This is a genomic window from Rickettsia fournieri, from assembly GCF_900243065.1.
Taxonomy (GTDB): Bacteria; Pseudomonadota; Alphaproteobacteria; order Rickettsiales; family Rickettsiaceae; genus Rickettsia; species Rickettsia rickettsii.
The window spans coordinates 823,955-843,253 of record NZ_LT978484.1; the positions used below are offsets into that span (position 1 = coordinate 823,955).

Sequence of the window (19,299 nt, forward strand, 5' to 3'; positions counted from 1 at the left end):
TTTGCATGTTTAAAACTTTAACACAAAATTTAACGAAGATTTTTGATAAGCTAGTTAGCTCAGGCATTTTGACGGAAGCCCAAATAGATGCTGCTATGCGGGATATAAGAGTGGCTCTTTTAGAGTCAGATGTTGCATTACCGGTGATAAAAGATTTTATAGCGGAAGTTAAACAGAAAGCTTTAGGGCAGGAGATTATTAAGTCTGTTTCACCTGGACAGATGATAATTAAAATTATCCATGAAGAGATGATCAATCTCTTAGCTTCAAGTAAAAGTGAGACAAAGCTAAATTTAAATTCAAAGCCGCCCGTAAATTTCCTAATGGTAGGGCTGCAAGGGAGTGGTAAAACTACGGCGAGTAGTAAGCTTGCTTTACGGCTTAGAAATCAAAATAAGAAAGTTTTACTTGTTTCTTTAGATACTTACAGACCGGCCGCACAAGAGCAACTCGCTATACTTGCAAACTCAGTACAGATTAATTCATTACCTATTGTGCAAGGTGAGAAACCCCTCGATATTGTCAAAAGAGCTATTGCCGAGGCTAAAATTTCTGCTTATGATGTCGTAATTTATGATACGGCAGGTCGTACACAAATTGATAAAGCTATGATGGAGGAAGCGCTTGCAATAAAAAAGATAGTGGAGCCTACAGAAACTTTGTTAGTAATCGACAGTATGACAGGGCAGGATGCAGTAGTTACGGCAAGTAGTTTTAATGAAAAGTTAGCAATTTCAGGATTAATTTTATCTAGAATTGACGGCGATTCCAAGGGTGGTGCAGCACTCAGTGTAAAATATATTACTAAAAAGCCGATTAAATTTTTAAGTAGCGGTGAAAACCTAACTGATTTAGAAGAATTCGATGCTGAACGTTTAGCTTCTCGAATACTGGATATGGGTGATATTATCTCTTTTGTTGAAAAAGCAGCTAGTATCGTTGATAGAGAAGAAGCCGAAAAAACGGCAGCTAAATTAAAAAAGGGTAAGTTTGATTTAAATGATTATCTTCAGCAAATGAGAAGTATAAAAAAAATGGGAGGTTTTGGAAGTATACTTAGTATGTTACCGGGTAGCGGTAAAATTATGGATCAAATAGATCAATCAAAATTAAATAGTAAAATAATTGAACATCAAGAAGCAATTATTTTATCTATGACGCCAAAAGAACGTAAAAATCCCGATATAATTAATGCTTCTCGTAGGAAACGTATAGCTGCTGGAGCAGGAACTACGGTACAAAAGGTAAATATTTTGCTAAAGCAATATAAACAAATAAGCGAGATAATGAAAAAAGCCAGTAAAATGAATCCTAAAAATCTATTACGTAGCGGAATTGGAAAATTGTTTTCTTGAATTTATATTATATCTACATTATGTCATTCCTGCGAAGGCAGAAATCCAGTCAAGTATATAAAAACAAGTGTTTGTATGGTTATTTTATCAAGTATGTAACTTCTGTAGCAATATTGAAGTTATTTTTCTGGATTCCCGCCTACGCGGGAATGACATCGAGTAGGTTTTCCGATCCATGCAACAATGCCGACTTGATCACGGGATCCAGTTAAAAATACTAAAATTATATGGACCCTGTGGTCAAGCCACGGGGTGACCTTTTCCTTAAGTTGACACCCGTGTGTCTTCGCAGGAATGACATCGATGTTTTTTTTAAAACTATCCAGTAGTATAATAAGTAACACATATTGACCTAGTATTAAATTTAATTAATTTTTAATTTCAAAGCATTTGCAAAAAATGTATAAATATTGATCAAATAATTGGCACTATCTTTTAAATCACTACCACTACCATGCCCACTATATACACTTCCTAGAAAGTAAGTTTTAGTATTTGGATTTTTCTCAAGCACATACTCAAAAATTCTTCCATGTCATGGGTGTACACGCTGCTCTAATACTGAATCTGTAATTAACACAGCTTGGTATTTTTGCGTTAAAGATAAATTCTCTAGCGGTGCATATTTTTTGATATGTACTAAATCTTCTACTTTGGATCACCATATTCTGTAACCCATGAATGTCCTGCTCCGAATTCTTTATATCGTATCAAGTATCGGCACTTCACAATGCTATAGCTCCAAATAAATCAGGACGCTGCGTCATTGCAACACTTACTAGCAATCCGCCGTTACTTCCTCCTTTAATTCCTAAATACTCAGGGCTAGTAATATTTTGCTTTATTAAATCCTCTGCTACTGCAATACAATCATTCAATCCGGTTTGACGTTTTATTCCTTGAGTCGCCTTATGCCACTCAGGACCAAACTCTCCGCCACCTCTAATATTAGCAAGAACACTAACCCCGCCATGTTTAACCCATACTTCATTTTCCATGCGAGAGAAATATGGAGAGTTGATTACTTGAAAACCGCTGTATGCTTCAAGTAATGTTGGATTCTGACCATCAAATTTTGTACCTTTTTTATAGACAATAAAATATGGTATTTTAACTTCATCTGAGCTTGTAGCTTCCTTTTGATCTACAACATAATTTTTGCTATCAAATGGATATAAAGGCTTTCTAATAACTTTGAATTCATGAGTTTTATCCCATAAATAGATAGTGGGAGGAACTATAGAATTTTCTATAGTAATTAATGCATCTTCTTCCTCATCATCAAACAATATACCAAAAATTGTATTTTCATAAGACAGTAAAGTTACCGGTTTTGTTCATTCATTATTTTCTAATGTAAATATTACTACTTTTGAAATAACATTCTCATAGCTAGTTAAAAATACCGTATCTTTAGTCATTCCTACAAAATACAATACTTCCCTCTCTGTTGGGGTAAATAATATTTTTAAGCTAGCTTTATCGCTATCTTCTTTTAGAAGATCAGCGTATTGTATGGCAACAAGTGAACCTGCTTTATATTACTATCTTTAAATTGCCAATCGGAACGCAGTAGCCAAAATACATATTATTTAAAAGAACCTTCAGGTGTTGCATCTGATGGCATATTTATTTTTTGTAATTTTAAGCTCTCATCTTTAGTATCTAAAATATAATTATCGTAATTATAAAAATCCTTATCTGCAGATATAAATATTAAAGATGAAGAAATATTATCGGATAAAAGCTTACTGGCTGATACACGTATATAATTCTTTGGTATTTCAAATAGTTTTTTGGCTTTCTCTATAGGTTCTCCTCGCTTCCATATGTAGAGCGAGCTAGGATATAAAGAGTCAGTCACTTCCTCTTGATGTAAAACTGGATAAATATAATAGTATCTTGATCAACCCAAGTAGGGACAGTAAATTTACCTTCTAGTAATTTCCCGCTACTTGTTTTTGGCTCAAAACCATTTTTTACAAAATCTTTTTTCTCTAAATCCCATGTTCTAAAAAACATCTTATCCTTACCGCCAAATGACATGGTAATTAAGAAACGATTAGGGTTTTGAAAACAATCACTCCCACCTCGATACATTACTTTTTTACCGAGTTTTTGGGATAATTTATCAAAATCGATTAGAACTTCCCAATTTGGTTTATCTTTCGAGTAATTCTCAACCAATGTCCTACGCCATAACCCTTGCGGGTTTGTATAATCCATCCAAAAATTATACACGTAACCTTTACGTATAGCACCAAAAGGAGTGTTGCTTTGATCATAGCAAACAGATTCTATTTCTTTCTTAACTACCTTATAAGTAGGCATAGATTGGCAAGCCTTTTCTGTTTTATCAGTATGCTCTTTTGCCCATTTTAGAGCTTCAGCTTCTTCTAGAAATTTAGTGTCTTTTGGGTTATATATTTGTTCATTATTACTTCCCATAGCTTGAACACAAAAAGTTAATAAAAAAATTATAAAATAGTGGGTAATTTTTTTTCATAATTTTAATAATATCTATTAAATTAAAAGCTTTATTTAAAGTTTGCTTTGAATTAGAATAGTATTTTATCATACACCTTGAATAAAATCAAAGAAAATGCTAGGTTTTGTGGACATTGCTAATTGATTTGCTATTTTGAGGTCTTTTTTAGCGAAAATTAATAAGATTTTTGTAGAAATAGTTATTCATATTTCAAAAAAATCTTATAATTTGTAGCAAAAAATAACCAAAATTAAATCTTTTTAGAAATGTCCACAAAACCTAAGCTAGCACTAGCAAAAATACAAAATATGAGAGTTATGGCTAATGATTTAAGTATTTATATTCATTGGCCTTTTTGTTTGTCAAAATGTCCGTATTGTGATTTTAATTCTCATGTAGCAAGTACTATAGATCATAATCAGTGGCTTAAATCTTATGAAACTGAAATTGAATATTTTAAGGATATTATTCAAAATAAATATATAAAATCTATTTTTTTTGGGGGCGGTACTCCCTCTTTAATGAATCCTGTAATAGTTGAAGGAATAATAAATAAAATCAGTAATCTAGCAATTATTGATAATCAAACCGAGATAACTCTAGAAACTAATCCCACATCCTTTGAAACTGAAAAATTTAAAGCATTCAAAGCCGCCGGAATTAATCGTGTTTCAATAGGAGTGCAATCCTTAAAAGAAGACGATTTAAAAAAATTAGGTAGAACTCATGATTGTATGCAGGCCATTAAAACAATTGAGGCGGCAAATACGATTTTTCTACGAGTGTCATTTGATTTAATATATGCACGTAGCGGTCAGACATTAAAAGACTGGCAAGAAGAATTAAAACAAGCTATGCAGCTCGCTACCTCACATATTTCTCTTTATCAATTGACTATCGAAAAAGGCACGCCGTGTTATAAATTATTTAAGGAGGGTAATCTGATTTTGCCGCATTCAGATGCGGCAGCTGAAATGTATGAATGGACGAATCATTATCTAGAATCTAAAAAGTATTTTAGATATGAAATATCCAATTATGCTATGATAGGGCATGAATGTTTGCATAATTTAACTTATTGGAATTATAATAGCTATTTAGGTATAGGCCCCGGAGCTCATAGTAGAATCATTGAATCCTCAAATTCGGTATCGGCAATTATGATGTGGCATAAACCTAAAAAATGGTTAGATTCGGTTAAAATAAAAAATGTTGGTATTCAAACTAATACTAAGTTAGCACATCAAGAGATTATTGAAGAAATGCTAATGATGGGTTTACGCATTAGCAAAGGTATAAATATTTCTACATTAGAGCAGAAATTAAACACGAAATTAGAGAATATTTTAGATATGAATAATCTTAAGCATTATAAAGCGTTAGACTTAATTAGACTAGATGAAAATATCTATCTTACCGACAAAGGTTTAATGCTGTATAGCTACATAGTACCTAGATTGATTATATGAAAATTATTCAAGTAATTTTAAAGTTTATAATTATTTTTATTATTTCTTCTATTCATGTTATGGAATGTAAACTTGAGTTTAAAAAAGATATATGTGAATGGTGTTGAGTATGATCAAAAAGTCGGAAATCCAATTACACCGATAGCAGATGCTATTAAAGCAGATAATATTGATGAAGTAAAAAAATATTAGATGAGGGATATGGAGTAAATCAACCATATTTGGGCTGGACTCCTTAGATTATGCTATATCGAATAATAATATAAAAATTGCCGATTTTTTATTAAAGTGTGGTGCACCTATGAATTTAATCCATATAAATATAGGATTTATGAAGCCGGAAATTGCCAAACTTTATAATTAATCAGGGAATGAGTCCTAATTTAAGATATGAAGACGGTATTACCGGAATGATGCTAGCCGCAGAAAGAAATAATCTTGATTTAATAAAACTTTTGCTTAAGTTAGGTGTTAATCCTAATGTTCAAAATTCTAAAACCGGAATGACTTCCCTTATTATGCATCATCATATCTTAATGTTGAACCTACTCGTATTTTATTAGAATATGGAGCGGATCAAAAAATTAAAGATTGCAAAGAGAAAAGAGCTTGAGATTGGATAGTGGTGGATGCTAATAGAACTTTACATGCTTCTGACGCAGAATACTATACTGCTTTATTTGTTGCTCCATTTAAAACTAAACTGAAAATTATAAAAGAAAGAAATAGCATAAAGACTCAAAACAAAGAAAAGCAATAAAAAAGCTTCTCAATTCTCACCGTTAAATTTTTGTAGCGTTTCTATTTATACTTCACAAGTTAGGATAAAAACCTATCTTAATTTTCTGCCTTATGTTCTGTATCTGTCATTGCAAGAAAATTGCATAGCAATTGACGAAGTAAGGAAGAGAAAAAATCCTGATTTACAGAATTTTTTTTATTATTTTTTGGGGAGTGCCATGCAGTCTACGACTGCGATGTTGTTAGCCCGATTAAGATATCTTGGTAGCTCAATTGATTATAATATACCTTTAAGGCTAATATATATTATAGGTAGATTCTCATGTCCTTTATGTACAATCCCCCAAATTAAATAGTCAACTATAGGAGATAAGTTATCACTCTTCTTGGTCATTTGGACGGTATGCAGCATCTACATGCCAATCTCAATCATTATACGGCGATTGAAGAGCTACGTTCATTATGCGAATTACGTCTTGGTGCTACTGCTCTAATAATATTCTTATCTTCTTTATATAATACAGGCAAACTACCAATTATCCCTATTACTCCATACATATGACAAATTAATTCTTCTATTCCGCTAATCCGTACCTCACCGTCATAGGGAGTCATTATATTATAATTTTTTTGATCTATATTTTTTATATGTATAATTTCTGCATTATTATTTACGGCATCTTTAATTTCTTTTGTATAATTTACATATTTTGTATCTACTCAATATAAATCTTTGTTTTCTTTCAACCAGCTAGTTAATCTAACGATTTTATTGTTTAAATTTTCTAATTTTGCTATACAAGTTTTTTCATCTAAAATTTTCCTCCAAACATCATAGCACGCATTATTATAGTCAATATTAGTATCTTCAATGATGAAATAAAATACCTATAGTATTAATATGAGCATCTTCTATTCAAAGTATAGGATGTACTATTTCAGATATTTTTTCTTTTGGGAATATTACCTCTACTTTATTAGAATCACCTTGTAAAAATTCTATTCTATTATCTTCTTTTTGATAACTATATTTTAATTTCGCTTTTCCTTGGATTCCCGCTTTCGCGGGAATGACATAAAACGCATTTTTCAATTCAGACAACAATGCTTATAGTTGCTCGCAATGACAATGTCTGGTCTTAGTTAGCAATATCATTAAGATAAATATACTTCCTTATCTAAAGTATCTTCACTGTTATCTATAATCATAGTAATTGTTGCATCGCCGGTAATATTGATAGTAGTACGTAGCATATCAAGTATTCGGTCAATACCAGCAATAATTGCTACTCCCTCTATAGGTAAGTGAACCGAAGAAAGAACCATAGGAAGCATTATCAAAGAGGCACCGGGAATACCGGCACCACCGATAGATCCAAGTGTTGAGGTGAGAATAATGACTAAATAGTCGTGAGGAGCAAGCGTTACTCCCATCATCTGAGTAAAAAATATGGTGGTAAGAGATAAATTTATAGCAAAGCCGTCCATATTAATTGACGCACCTATCGGAAGTACGAACGAAGTACTAGACTCTGAAATGCCAAGCTTTTCACGACAAACTTGCATAGTAGTTGCAAGAGTTGCCTTACTGCTTGAAGTAGAAAAAGCAAGTATCTGATACTCAAAACTTTTCTTATAAAAAGGTATAGGTGAAACACGACAGAATACAAATATAAGTAAGCCAAAAACTAAATATTGGAATGTCATCGCCACAACTACCGCTACAACAAGTTTCGATAAACTAATCATTACCTCAATTCCCTGCATGCCTACAATCCAGCCTGTTAAAGCAAAAGCACCGTAAGGGGATAATTGAATAACAAACGATATCATTTTTAATATTAATTTTGACATTACATGAATTAAATCAGTAATAGGTTCACCGATAGATTTCATTTTGTTTAAGGTAATTCCAACAAAAATAGCAAAAAATACAACTTGTAAGACATCACCGTTTGCAAAAGCCCCAACAGCATTATCAGGGACGATATTTACAAAAAAATCAATTATATTAAATGAAGTTCTGCTTGTCGTTCCTGAAGAGGTGAAATCTATATGTACGCCTACTCCTGGCTTTAATACTAAGGCAACAGTGAGTCCAAAAACCGTGGCAAAAAAAGTAGTACCTAAAAAAGCGGCTACCGCTTTCATTCCTACTCTACCAAGGGCAGAATCATCATTCATACTAGTGATACCGGAAACCAAACTGAAGAAAATTAAAGGGGTAATGATCATTTTTATCAAACGTAAGAAAATGTCACCGATAGGTTTAATATAATTAACATATTGTGGTAAGTATATACCAAATATAATACCTAAGATTAACCCTAAGGTAACTTTTTGCCATAATTTCATAATTTATTTACTTAATTTTTAAATTTGCCCAACTATAAGTTTATTTATTATTGTGATTAATCCATTCTAAGTACTTTTGAAAGCCATAGTCAATATTTATTTTTATTATTTGCGGTAATTCATAATTATGAATTTCAAGGAGTTTATTTTCAATTTCATTATAATTAGAAGATTTTGTTTTAATTACAAGTCTATATTCAGTTTCTAAAGTTACTCTACCATCCCATCTAAAGTAACTTTTGACATCGTCAATTTGAATGCAGGCAGTAAGATTTAATTCTAACAAAACAGATGCGATTTTCTCGGCAATTTGCAAATCATTAGTAGTAGTTAAAATTAAACAGCAATCTTGCATGCCTAAACCTCAACAAAACAATTCGGTGTTTCATATAGTTTGAGGCTCGTTACGAAGAAGTTTTGACTTACGAAAAGTTTAGGAAAAATTTCATTCTTTAAATGCGTCGCTATATTTTCTGCAGTCGGGTTATTTTGCATGTAATATATTTTTTGACCGGTACAATTTTCTATTTGCTGCCCCATTTCCTTATCGTCTTGATGTAGGATTAAGCTATGATCAAAATTTTCATCAATCCATTTTTTAGCTAAATCCTTAATTAAACCAAAATCGATTACCATACCAAGTTTATCGGTTTTGTTTGCGGCTATAGCGATCTCAAGAACATAGCGATGACCGTGCAGGAATTGACATTTATTTTGATGTTCTATAATTCTATGTCCTGCATCAAACTCAATACGACGAGTACATTTTATCATTATTATATACTTCCTTTCTTTGAATGATTTTACTTTTTTTTCAAAGAGTAAAAACGGGACCACGTCATTGTGAGGAAAATCACGAAGTAATTGACGAAGCAATCTCAGGAGTTTGGTTATGATTTCATGAGATTGCCACGCAGCCTACGGCTACTCGCAATGACAATTGTTTACAAATTTAACAATAACTTTTCAGGATTCTCAATAAGCTGCTTAATTTTTACCAAGAACGATACTCCTTCTTTCCCGTCAATTATACGATGATCGTAAGATAAAGCTATATACATCATCGGACGTATTTCAATTTTACCGTCTATAACTACAGCTCTTTCCTCGGTTTTATGTAAGCCTAGAATACCTGATTGAGGAGGATTAATAATCGGTGTAGATAATAATGAGCCATATACGCCTCCGTTAGAAATCGAGAATGTCCCACCTGACAAATCAGCAATAGAAAGCTTACCCTCACGAGCTTTTTTAGCCAAAATTCCTATAGCTTTCTCCACTTCGGCAAATCCCATTTTATCGGCATCCCTCACAACCGGTACAACAAGCCCTTGCTCTGTTCCGACAGCTACACCTATATCATAGTAATTTTTATATACTAAATCATCGCCATCTATTTCAGCATTTACCGACGGAATAAGCTTTAAAGCTTCAATTGTTGCTTTAACAAAGAAAGACATAAACCCAAGTTTCACAGCGTGCTTTTTCTCAAACTCTTCTTTATATTGATTACGCAAAGCAATTACTTTTGACATATCGATTTCATTAAAAGTAGTCAAAATAGCTGCTGTATTTTGTGAATCTTTTAAACGCTGTGCAATAGTTTTACGCAAGCGTGACATACGAACACGCTGCACTCTTTCTTCATTAGATTTACTTATTGCAGGAGCAGAAGTAGCCGTAGTGTTTATTGTTGCAAGCACGTCACCTTTGGTAATTCTACCGTCTCTACCTGTTCCTTTTATATTATTGGGGTCAAGCTTATTTTCGGTAACTAATTTTTGTACAGAAGGAGCAAGAGTATTATTAGCCACGGCAGGTTTTTCTGAAGTAGGTTGTGTTACTGCTTGAGCTTTAGCAGATTCATTATTAGTACCGGCAGTATTTGCAGCTGCTCCTTCATTTATTTCGCCTATTTCTTCGCCAACTGCTACATTTGCACCGTCAGTTTTCGATATTTTACCTATAGTACCATTGCAAGGAGCATTAACTTCTAAAGTCACTTTTTCGGTTTCGATTTCTAACAGTAATTCATCGGTTTTAACCGAATCGCCTTCTTTCTTATACCATTTGGCAATAGTTGCTTCCGTTATGGACTCCCCAAGCGACGGTACTATAATTTTAACGCTCATAATTTATTTTACTCCTATATTTGTATAGCATCGCCCTGTATAGTTTTATCGTCATTGCGAGAAGACGCTATAAGCGTCGACGAAGCAATCTCAGGCAAATTCCTGAGATTACCACGCTCCTTTTAGTCGCTCGCAATGATGATTATTAGGCAATACCCTAAGAATCATATTCCCAATGCTGCCCTTAATAGTTTCTCTTGCTGTTTATTATGTGCTTGCAGCGAGCCTACTGCCGGAGAGGCTGATTCCTCTCTACCTACATATTTAAATTCATTATTAATTCCTGCTTCTTTTAAAGCATCGTTTAAGTGAGAAACTATATAACACCAAGTTCCCATATTCTTTGGTTCTTCCTGACACCAAATAAATTCCTGCGTCCTATTATATTTTTTTAATAGCGATGCTACAAGTTTTTTTTCAAAAGGGTATAATTGCTCAAGCCTAATAATCGCTATATTACTGTTATTGCCACGCATTTCAAATAGATCGTAATATACCTTACCGCTGCATAAAATTACTTTAGTAATATTGTTTGTATCTACTTTAGTTACTTCATCTAAAACCGGTAAGAAAGTAGTATTTTCACCTAGCTCGTCAAGTTTAGATACGGCATATTTATGACGTAATAATGATTTCGGCGACATTACGATTAAAGGTTTACGGGTATCATCAAGTATTTGGCGACGTAGCAGATGGAAAATCGAAGCAGGGGTAGTAGGGTATGTAACATACATATTATTCTCAGCCGCCAGTTGTAAGAACCTCTCAAGTCTTGCCGAACTATGCTCCGGTCCTTGTCCCTCAAATGCATGAGGTAACAAAACCACAAGCCCGCTCATACGAAGCCATTTAGTTTCGCTGCTTGAAATAAACTGGTCAAAAATAATCTGAGCTCCATTAGCAAAATCACCAAATTGTGCTTCCCATAAAACTAAATTTTTTGGGTTTGCGAGTGAATAACCATACTCAAAACCAAGCACCGCATATTCAGATAAATTACTATCGGCTACCTCGTATTTTGCTTGTTCTTTAGATAAATTATTTAGAGGTATATAGGTAGTACCATCAATTTGGTTGTGCAATACTGAATGACGATGCGAGAAAGTACCGCGTCCCGAATCTTGTCCGGTTAGCCTTATATTTGTGCCTGAAGCAAGCAAGCTCGCAAAAGCTAGCTGCTCTGCCGTCGCCCAATCAATAGGTTGATCAGCTGTTAGAGTGGCTTTTCGAGCTTCAAATAGTTTTACAAGTTTTGGATTAACGGCAAAATCTTTCGGTATTTCGCATAGTTTAGTGCCTAAATCGTGTAATGTTTTTTTACTGATACCCGTTATTGTAGCTTGTGTACGAGTACGAGAAATACCTTGCCATAATCCGCCTAAGAAATGTGCTTCTTGCTTATAACTTTTTGCCTGCTTATATTCCTTATCTAGTTTTGCTTTAAATTCTTCTTTTAACTTAGCAAAATAATTATTGTCGATTACACCGCTTTTTACTAACTCATTTGCGTAAATATTTCCAGGGGTCAGTTTGTTTTTAATAATGTTATACATCTTGCCTTGAGTATACATCGGCTCATCGCCCTCATTATGCCCATATTTACGGTAACAAATAATTTCTACTACAACATCCTTACCGAATTTCTGCCTGTATTCTACCGCAATATTGGTGGCTTTTAACACTGCTTCTATATCGTCACCGTTAACGTGTAAAATCGGGGCAGCTATGATTTTAGCAAACTCCGTAGAATATCTACTAGCTCTAGTATCTGCAGCATTAGCCGTAAAACCTAACTGATTATTAATGACGAAATGCAATATCCCGCCGATATCATAAGCAGCTAAAGGTGACATTGATAGACTCTCGGCAACCACGCCCTGACCGCAAAAAGCAGCATCGCCATGTACTAAAATAGCTTTGACTTTGCTGCGTTTAGTATCTCCAAGAATATCTTGCTTTGCTCTTACTTTTCCTGCAACTATAGGATTTACCGCTTCTAAATGTGAAGGGTTATCGGCTAGCGACAAGTGTATTTTCTTATCCTCTAGAGTTCTATCGGACGAATAGCCTAAATGGTATTTTACATCGCCTGAAACATTTAGCTCATCAGGAAATACGCTGCCGCTTATGAAGCCTGCAATAACGGCTTTATATGGCTTACCTACTACTTTAGTTAGAGTGTTTAATCTCCCTCGATGTGCCATACCTATAACGATTTCTGAGACGCCCTGATGCATGGATAAATCTATAGCTTTACTCATAGCAACGATAGAAGCATCACCACCCTCAATGGAAAAACGCTTAGCTCCGGGAAATTTTGTATGTAAATACTGCTCAAACCCTTCTACTTCTACTAAATCATTTAAGATAGTTTTTTTGTCTTCAGAAGAAAACGTAACTTCGCTTTCTAGCTTATTATATAACCAGTTTTTTTCTGCTACATTTTCTATTTGCTCAAACTCTACACCTATAGAACCTGTATAAACTTTATCGAACTTGGTCACTAATTCAGATAATTTACAGTTCCAAGTACCGACAAATTCATCCGTAATATTGATATTTTCTTCTAGCTGACCGCTATCAAGACCAAAAGTTTCTATATTAAGCTTTAAATCATTTTTTGTTTTACGTAGCTCAAGACCAAGCGGATCAAGATTCGCTAAATAGTGAGCATGCTTGCGATAAGCATTGATCATTTCCTTAGCTTTTAAACTATTTAAGTCTTCAGACAATAAATTATTATTTAACGATTCTTTTTTTATTTCATCAGGGATAATTATTTTTGCCGTACTTTTATTGAGTAAAGTATTATTATCCTTAATGCCGGCAAAAAATTCTTGCCAAGTTTGATCAACCGAGGCAGGGTTGGTTAGATATTGCTTATATAGCTCTTCAACAAAAACAGCATTCCCGCCAAATAAATAACCTGTTTTTTTTAAGTCTTCTTCCATATTATTGTTTGTATTGTTTAGTTTTTGTCATAAGCCGTCATTGCGAGCGACTAAAAGGAGCGTGGCAATCTCAGCAATTCTTCCGAGATTGCTTCGTCAATTACTTCGTAATTTCCTCGCAATAACGATTTTATTACTATAAATACTTCCCTTCTAAATATCTTATATACACCTCAGGGCTAATTTTTTCCTCACCGCTAGCACTTTTTAATAAATCGGCTGAATTTTTTAACGAACCGAGATTTCTAAAATTCTTATTTAGATAATTATTTAGATTACTAAAATCATCCTTTAATATATCATCTTTTATATTTGAATGCATCTCTTTTACTTTTTTCATCACCATTGATGCGATAATTGCACCGTTTGTATAGGCGGGAAAGTAACCGAAATTTCCGTGTGACCAATGAATATCTTGAAGACAGCCGTTACTAAAACTTACCGGTTTAACGCCTAAATATTCCTGCATCTTACTATCCCAACAGTTTGGTAACTCATCGAGATTCAAGTCGCCATTGATAAGCATTTCCTCTATCTCAAAACGTAATATTACATGCATCGGATAAGTTACTTCATCTGCATCTACTCTTATAAAATCAGGCGTAACTCTTGTAATTTTTCTATATAAACTTGCCGCTGAATATTCTTCGCTTTTAAAAGCAAATTCGTCTCTAAGTAATTTAGCTAAAAATTCGGTAAATTCTCTTGATCTACCTACTTGCATTTCCATAAATAAAGATTGGCTTTCATGGAAGGCCATACCTTTAGCAAGCCCAACCGGCTGCCCTTTATATATTTCCGGTAGATTCTGTTCATATAAAGCATGTCCTGTTTCGTGAATAATTCCCATTAAACCGCTTATGAAATTATCTTTATCATACCTAGTAGTTAAACGTATATCGTTTGGCGTTCCACCACAAAAAGGATGAGTCGATTCGTCTAATCGTCCTTTTGTTAGATCAAACTGCATAATTTCCATAATGCGTTTTCCGATACGCTTTTGCATTTCAGGAGCTAGTTTGCTGTGTTGTACTAGTTCTTTCTCGGTTTTCTGTTTTTCTAAAACTTTATTTATGAGCTGCGGAAGTTTTTTTTTAAGTACTGAAAAAACTTGTTTGATCTCGCTACTTTTTCTGCTTGGATCAAACATATCTATTAATGAGTCGTATAATCCGCAATTAAAAGCATCTGCTCGTACTTCAACTTCTTTCGTATAATCTAAGACTTTTTGTAAGTGTGATTTAAATAAATTATAGTCGTTATGTTTTCTTGCTTCTCGCCAAACAAGTGCGGCTTTAGTAGTAGCTGCTACCAATTTCTTTTGTAGCTGCTCGTCAATACAATTTGCATCTGTTACTTTTCTCTCAATCTCTCTAATATTACCATTCTGCCATTCATCAAGGTTCTTTGATTCTTCTTTTGCCTTGCTAAGTAGCTCCTTTAGAGTAGGAGATTTGAGCATAGAATGAACTAGCGACGTTAAAGTTACTATTTCGTTTGTCCTACTCTCACCTGAACCCATAGGCATATTTACGGCAACATCCCAGTATAATATGCTCAAGATATTATTAAAATGTGAGATGGTTGCAAATTCGTTTTCTAATTTTGTGTAGTTGTTGTTCATATGTTCCCTATTATGTCATCCCTGCGAAAACGAGAATCCAGTAAAACCTATAAAAAACTTGTTGTTTTACTGGATTCTCGTTTTCGCAGGGATGACATAAAAACCGTACCGCTAGTGCCTATTACAAATGCAACAACTCTTTTGCTGCTTTTAAACTTGCTTTGGTGATTGTTTTACCTGAAATCATGCGGGCGAGTTCCTCCTGTCTTTCAGATAAATTTAAAGCTTTTACCGTTACTTTCGTTTCTTCCTCTAGCTGTGTTTTCTCGATTTTTATATGCAAATCCGCTTTACCTGCTACTTGCGGTTGGTGCGTAATAACTATTACTTGAGTAACGCTACTAAGTTTTTTTAATCGCTCACCTACTTTATCTGCGACCTCTCCGCCAATCCCGACATCTATTTCATCAAATATAATAGATGGTTTTACCATTTTATCAAACAAAGAAGTTTTTAAAGCTAACATGAATCTTGATAATTCACCGCCGGAAGCGATTTTATTAATTGCTGCAGCTGCCGTTCCCGGGTTAGTAGACGCTTTAAACACAATATCGTCATTACCGTCAGCTGTTGGTTCTTTAGCATTTATCTCAATCTCAAAAATTGCTTTCGCCATTTTAAGTTGCTTTAGCTCCTGATGCAACGATTCTTCTAGATGTTTTGCAACAATAAGACGCTTTGCAGATAAATTACTCGCTAGTTCATAATATTTTTTCTGCAGTAGTACTTCTTGAGCTTTCAACTCATTACTATTTGCTATTTTGTTTTTTAATATACTGAGCTGCTCTAAAGATTTATCTAAAAATACACCTAACGCATCAGCAGGAACATTATATTTACGGCTAATAGCTTTTATTAAAAATAATCTTTCTTCTGTTTCTTCAAGATTATATTCCTCATAATTGAAACTATCTAACAGATTTGATAATTCTTGGCGTGCTTCTTCTAGATTATTATAGGCTTCATCTAAACTTGTAACGATAGCTTCAAAACGCTCATTGTTGCCTTGCCTTGCTAATAATTTCGCTGCTCTATTAATCGATGTATTTATTTCAGGGTTATTAATCTGTTCTAGAATATCTTTTATTAGCTGTAAATCCTTATCTTTATTTTGCAAATCTTTTCGTAGATTGGCTAATTTTTCTTCTTCACCTGTTTGAATGTTCAGTTTAGTTAATTCTTCCGTTGCAAAGCTCAAATAATCAATTTCTTGTTCTATAGCATTTTGCTTAAGTGTTATTTCGGCCATTTCTTTCCGAGTATTTTGCCAAGTCTGATAGCATTTGGAAAGCTCCGCTCGAAAGTCCAAAAGATTTCCATAACTATCTAAAATATCGCGCTGCGTATTTGCTTCTAGAAGAGAAATATTATTATTTTGTCCATGAAGCTCGAATAAATAAGTAGCTAATTGCTGCATAAGAGCTTTAGTAACCACTTGATTATTAATGAAAAAATTTTTTCGTCCTTCGGCTTTTTGCAGACACTTTACAAACAATAACTCTTCAGGTTCAATAAAATTTTGAATCAGAAAATTTTTTATTTCTTCATTTAAAGAGAATATTATATTAACAACAGCGTAATCTTTTCCACGCTTTATTGTATTATTTAAAGTTTTATAACCTAAGCAAAATAAAATAGCATCAAGTAAAATAGATTTACCGGCTCCCGTTTCACCGGTAATAACACATAAACCTTTATTAAACTCAATTTCCAGCTCGTCTATCAGAATGAAGTTTTTAACTGAGAGACTGTAGAACATATGCCGCTTAATTTTGGTGGTTCTGAACTAGCCTGTACGCATAACTATACCATTGACTCTCAGGATAGTTGTAACCTAGCACTGAGGCATATTTTTTTGCTTCATCCGGAAGTCCGAGCATCATATAACTCTCAGCTAAACGGTAAAGAGCTTCTACCGAGTGAGAAGTAGTTTGATAATTATCAATTACCTCTTCAAATCTATTTATAGCTGCCATCGGATTCTTTTTCTTTAAGTAAAACCGACCTACCATCATCTCTTTACCTGCTAAATGATCGTTTACTAGGTCAATTTTTAAAGATGAATCAATAGCATATTTAGTATTTGGGAATTTTGCTATTACGTCTTCAAAACTATCTTTAGCTAGGAAAGTTCTAGATTGATCATGATTTACGTCTGAAATTAACATATAATATGATAATGCTTTAAGGTAATATGCATAAGCAATGTCAACATTTGCAGGGTGCAAATTAATGAACATATCAAGCACATCAACCGCTTCTTCATATTGAGCGGCGAGAAATAAAGAATAAGCCTGCATCACTTCGGCTTGCGGCGTCATTTCATTACCTGGATGCTGGTAAAATATTCTTCCGAATTCTTCTGCAGCTTTCTTATATTTTTTCTTTTCCAATAAGGTAATACCTTCATTATAAAGGGTAGGGATAGGGACTACTATGTCATCACTGTTTTTTTTGTTTTTGCACCCGCCTAAAACTAACCCTATAACTAAAAGGGTACTCAATAATTTTGTTAATTTCATAAGAACTTAAATTCAGTTAATAACTAAATATACATATAGGCTTACAGAATTTCAAGGATTCAATTTAAAATCTCACAAACTTATAAATTAGACCTATTCAGAAACTCGTTTATAAGGAGGCATTTGAGGGAAACACAGAACGCAGAACCGCAGCGTACACTTGTACGTAAGGATTCGAGTACCGGATCGACGTACAAATTACCCCTAGAAGTAGAGTTTCTGAATAGGTCTATATTCTTGGACTTATTTCTCTACCCAATGTCCTTTATCATTTTTATGTTATTTTTTTCTACGGCCGACCATGCTACTTTATGGGACTGTTGCGAGATGAGAGGATAGCAGGTATAATTAAAAAAAACAAAAAATATGTTCATATGTCTGAGTATCAAATGATAATGGTAAGTTTAGATGAGTTAATAAGTGTGGATCATCAATATCGTAAATTCAAAAGTTTATTCAATTTTAAAGCAGTTGAAGCTGAGTTATTAGCAGTAGAATGCGAAGCTAACTATAAAGGCTATGGTATAGTGAGGCTGTTTAAATGTTTGCTGCTGCAATTTATGGAAGACTTATCGGATCGGGAATTGGAACGTTATTTAGCTGATAGCACAGCGGCAAAATGGTTTTGTGATTTTGCTCTTACAGAGAAGACGCCTGATTATAGTGTATTTAGTAAAATACGTAAAAAAATAGGCACTAATTTACTATCAAAAATATTTGTAAAATTCCGAGATCAACTACGAGCACAAGGCTATATGGGTGAAGTATTTACCTTTGTAGATGCTTCTCATTTAATCTCAAAAGCTAATCTTTGGGAGGAACGTGATAAACTAAGAACACAAAAATATGATAAATTGAATAATGAGACTCTGCCTAAGGTTGTAAAGGATAAACAAGCTAAAATTGGCTGTAAGGGAGCAAATAAATTTTGGTATGGTTATAAAAAACATGTGAGTGTCGATATTCAATCAGGAATGATCAATAAGGTTGCAGTTACCCCTGCAAATGTTACTGATAGCAAAGGTTTTAAGCATGTTATGCCAAGCTCCGGTGCTACATATGTTGATAAAGGTTATTGTACAATCTCTGCCAAGAATGCAGCAGCTAAAAAGGGGTTCCATCTTTGCTCAATAAAGAAAAATAATATGAAAGATAAGAATTTTGACCTTGATAAATATTATACGAAAATCAGAGCACCTTTTGAGAGGGTATTTTCAAAAGATAATAAACGGGTTAGATATATAGGAATTGCCAAAAATCAATTCTCTGAATTTATGAATGCCATATGTTTTAATTTAAAACGATTAGTGGTTTTAACAACTTTAATAGCTTAGAGAAATTTGTTAATAAAAATCCTAACTCTGTAAACAAATCTCTATTAAATTACTATACTATTGAATAAATTTTATCTCAATATTAAACAGAATTTCTTTTTAAAAATATTTGGACAGAGCTAAATATTTATTTATCTGTTTTCCTCTCATTTTACTATTAAAAATTATCTCGCAACAGTCCCTTTATGTGCAACTGTCTCTCTAGAGTCATTTCCACGTCTTTTATCGGCATCCTTATATGGTTCAAATGCCATGATTAAAAGCTTCGCGATAAATATCCTTAGCATGGCTCAGAAGATGATTTTTAACTGAATCAGGTAAATCGTTA

Annotated in this window: 15 protein-coding genes and 3 pseudogenes; 5 read left to right on the plus strand and 13 right to left on the minus strand. The window is 33.6% G+C overall.

Going from position 1 to position 19,299, the window contains the following annotated elements:
• Nucleotides 1-5 precede the first annotated feature (5 nt).
• Nucleotides 6-1,355: a signal recognition particle protein gene (gene ffh / locus C4Q30_RS07645; protein WP_014013923.1), complete on the plus strand. Its 1,350-nt coding sequence runs from the start codon at nt 6-8 to the stop codon at nt 1,353-1,355.
• 364 nt (nt 1,356-1,719) lie between these two features.
• On the opposite strand, the pseudogene C4Q30_RS10060 reads toward ffh, so the two are convergent.
• Nucleotides 1,720-3,803, minus strand: a pseudogene (locus tag C4Q30_RS10060) (prolyl oligopeptidase family serine peptidase).
• Nucleotides 3,804-4,109: 306 nt separating this feature from the next.
• Between C4Q30_RS10060 and hemW the strand changes: the two are divergent.
• On the plus strand, nt 4,110-5,312 hold the full coding sequence (gene hemW / locus C4Q30_RS07685) for a radical SAM family heme chaperone HemW (RefSeq protein WP_103897647.1): 1,203 nt from the start codon (nt 4,110-4,112) through the stop codon (nt 5,310-5,312).
• Between the two features lie 221 nt (nt 5,313-5,533).
• Nucleotides 5,534-5,875 (plus strand): annotated as a pseudogene (locus C4Q30_RS07690) (ankyrin repeat domain-containing protein).
• Nucleotides 5,876-6,330: 455 nt separating this feature from the next.
• Here the strand turns inward: C4Q30_RS07690 and C4Q30_RS10310 are convergent.
• The 11 genes from C4Q30_RS10310 to C4Q30_RS07750 all read right to left on the minus strand — a co-directional run bounded on the left by C4Q30_RS10310 (nt 6,331) and on the right by C4Q30_RS07750 (nt 17,637).
• Nucleotides 6,331-6,465, minus strand: a complete 135-nt coding sequence (locus C4Q30_RS10310; protein WP_280641693.1) for a hypothetical protein — start codon at nt 6,463-6,465, stop codon at nt 6,331-6,333.
• 20 nt (nt 6,466-6,485) lie between these two features.
• Nucleotides 6,486-6,668, minus strand: coding sequence for a hypothetical protein (locus tag C4Q30_RS07700; protein WP_245207542.1), 183 nt, complete (start codon nt 6,666-6,668; stop codon nt 6,486-6,488).
• 301 nt (nt 6,669-6,969) lie between these two features.
• Nucleotides 6,970-7,155, minus strand: a complete 186-nt coding sequence (locus C4Q30_RS07705; RefSeq protein WP_103897766.1) for a hypothetical protein — start codon at nt 7,153-7,155, stop codon at nt 6,970-6,972.
• 53 nt (nt 7,156-7,208) lie between these two features.
• Nucleotides 7,209-8,408, minus strand: coding sequence for a dicarboxylate/amino acid:cation symporter (locus C4Q30_RS07710; protein ID WP_103897648.1), 1,200 nt, complete (start codon nt 8,406-8,408; stop codon nt 7,209-7,211).
• A gap of 40 nt (nt 8,409-8,448) precedes the next feature.
• Nucleotides 8,449-8,763: a divalent-cation tolerance protein CutA gene (cutA, locus tag C4Q30_RS07715; protein ID WP_014013932.1), complete on the minus strand. Its 315-nt coding sequence runs from the start codon at nt 8,761-8,763 to the stop codon at nt 8,449-8,451.
• A 2-nt stretch (nt 8,764-8,765) separates the two neighbouring features.
• Nucleotides 8,766-9,182: a 6-pyruvoyl trahydropterin synthase family protein gene (locus tag C4Q30_RS07720; protein ID WP_004996555.1), complete on the minus strand. Its 417-nt coding sequence runs from the start codon at nt 9,180-9,182 to the stop codon at nt 8,766-8,768.
• 170 nt (nt 9,183-9,352) lie between these two features.
• The gene (gene odhB / locus C4Q30_RS07725; RefSeq protein ID WP_103897649.1) at nt 9,353-10,540 is read right to left on the minus strand and encodes a 2-oxoglutarate dehydrogenase complex dihydrolipoyllysine-residue succinyltransferase; all 1,188 of its coding nucleotides are present in this window, start codon (nt 10,538-10,540) and stop codon (nt 9,353-9,355) included.
• A 164-nt stretch (nt 10,541-10,704) separates the two neighbouring features.
• Nucleotides 10,705-13,491: a 2-oxoglutarate dehydrogenase E1 component gene (locus C4Q30_RS07735; protein WP_103897650.1), complete on the minus strand. Its 2,787-nt coding sequence runs from the start codon at nt 13,489-13,491 to the stop codon at nt 10,705-10,707.
• Nucleotides 13,492-13,627: 136 nt separating this feature from the next.
• Nucleotides 13,628-15,115: a carboxypeptidase M32 gene (locus C4Q30_RS07740; RefSeq protein WP_103897651.1), complete on the minus strand. Its 1,488-nt coding sequence runs from the start codon at nt 15,113-15,115 to the stop codon at nt 13,628-13,630.
• A gap of 121 nt (nt 15,116-15,236) precedes the next feature.
• Nucleotides 15,237-16,874 (minus strand): DNA repair protein RecN, encoded by a 1,638-nt coding sequence (recN, locus tag C4Q30_RS07745; RefSeq protein ID WP_103897652.1) that lies wholly within the window; start codon nt 16,872-16,874, stop codon nt 15,237-15,239.
• Nucleotides 16,875-16,881: 7 nt separating this feature from the next.
• A complete protein-coding gene (locus C4Q30_RS07750) occupies nt 16,882-17,637 on the minus strand; it encodes an outer membrane protein assembly factor BamD (protein WP_103897653.1) in 756 nt (251 codons plus the stop codon).
• A 113-nt stretch (nt 17,638-17,750) separates the two neighbouring features.
• On the opposite strand from C4Q30_RS07750, the pseudogene C4Q30_RS10740 reads away from it, so the two are divergent.
• Nucleotides 17,751-17,871 (plus strand): annotated as a pseudogene (locus C4Q30_RS10740) (palindromic element RPE1 domain-containing protein); the annotation flags it as partial.
• Between the two features lie 77 nt (nt 17,872-17,948).
• On the plus strand, nt 17,949-18,971 hold the full coding sequence (locus C4Q30_RS07760) for a transposase (protein ID WP_209445172.1): 1,023 nt from the start codon (nt 17,949-17,951) through the stop codon (nt 18,969-18,971).
• A gap of 164 nt (nt 18,972-19,135) precedes the next feature.
• Here C4Q30_RS07760 and C4Q30_RS10070 read toward each other — a convergent pair whose 3' ends face one another.
• A complete protein-coding gene (locus tag C4Q30_RS10070) occupies nt 19,136-19,225 on the minus strand; it encodes a cation transport regulator ChaB (protein WP_103897654.1) in 90 nt (29 codons plus the stop codon).
• Between the last annotated feature and the right edge of the window lie 74 nt (nt 19,226-19,299).

Coding starts and splice junctions, on each gene's coding strand:
- ffh (WP_014013923.1), top strand. CDS start 6: ATGTTTAAAACTTTAACACAAAATTTAACGAAGATTTTTGATAAGCTA.
- hemW (WP_103897647.1), top strand. CDS start 4,110: ATGTCCACAAAACCTAAGCTAGCACTAGCAAAAATACAAAATATGAGA.
- C4Q30_RS10310 (WP_280641693.1), bottom strand. CDS start 6,465: ATGCTGCATACCGTCCAAATGACCAAGAAGAGTGATAACTTATCTCCT.
- C4Q30_RS07700 (WP_245207542.1), bottom strand. CDS start 6,668: ATGACTCCCTATGACGGTGAGGTACGGATTAGCGGAATAGAAGAATTA.
- C4Q30_RS07710 (WP_103897648.1), bottom strand. CDS start 8,408: ATGAAATTATGGCAAAAAGTTACCTTAGGGTTAATCTTAGGTATTATA.
- cutA (WP_014013932.1), bottom strand. CDS start 8,763: ATGCAAGATTGCTGTTTAATTTTAACTACTACTAATGATTTGCAAATT.
- C4Q30_RS07720 (WP_004996555.1), bottom strand. CDS start 9,182: ATGATAAAATGTACTCGTCGTATTGAGTTTGATGCAGGACATAGAATT.
- odhB (WP_103897649.1), bottom strand. CDS start 10,540: ATGAGCGTTAAAATTATAGTACCGTCGCTTGGGGAGTCCATAACGGAA.
- C4Q30_RS07735 (WP_103897650.1), bottom strand. CDS start 13,491: ATGGAAGAAGACTTAAAAAAAACAGGTTATTTATTTGGCGGGAATGCT.
- C4Q30_RS07740 (WP_103897651.1), bottom strand. CDS start 15,115: ATGAACAACAACTACACAAAATTAGAAAACGAATTTGCAACCATCTCA.
- recN (WP_103897652.1), bottom strand. CDS start 16,874: ATGTTCTACAGTCTCTCAGTTAAAAACTTCATTCTGATAGACGAGCTG.
- C4Q30_RS07750 (WP_103897653.1), bottom strand. CDS start 17,637: ATGAAATTAACAAAATTATTGAGTACCCTTTTAGTTATAGGGTTAGTT.
- C4Q30_RS07760 (WP_209445172.1), top strand. CDS start 17,949: ATGGGACTGTTGCGAGATGAGAGGATAGCAGGTATAATTAAAAAAAAC.
- C4Q30_RS10070 (WP_103897654.1), bottom strand. CDS start 19,225: ATGGCATTTGAACCATATAAGGATGCCGATAAAAGACGTGGAAATGAC.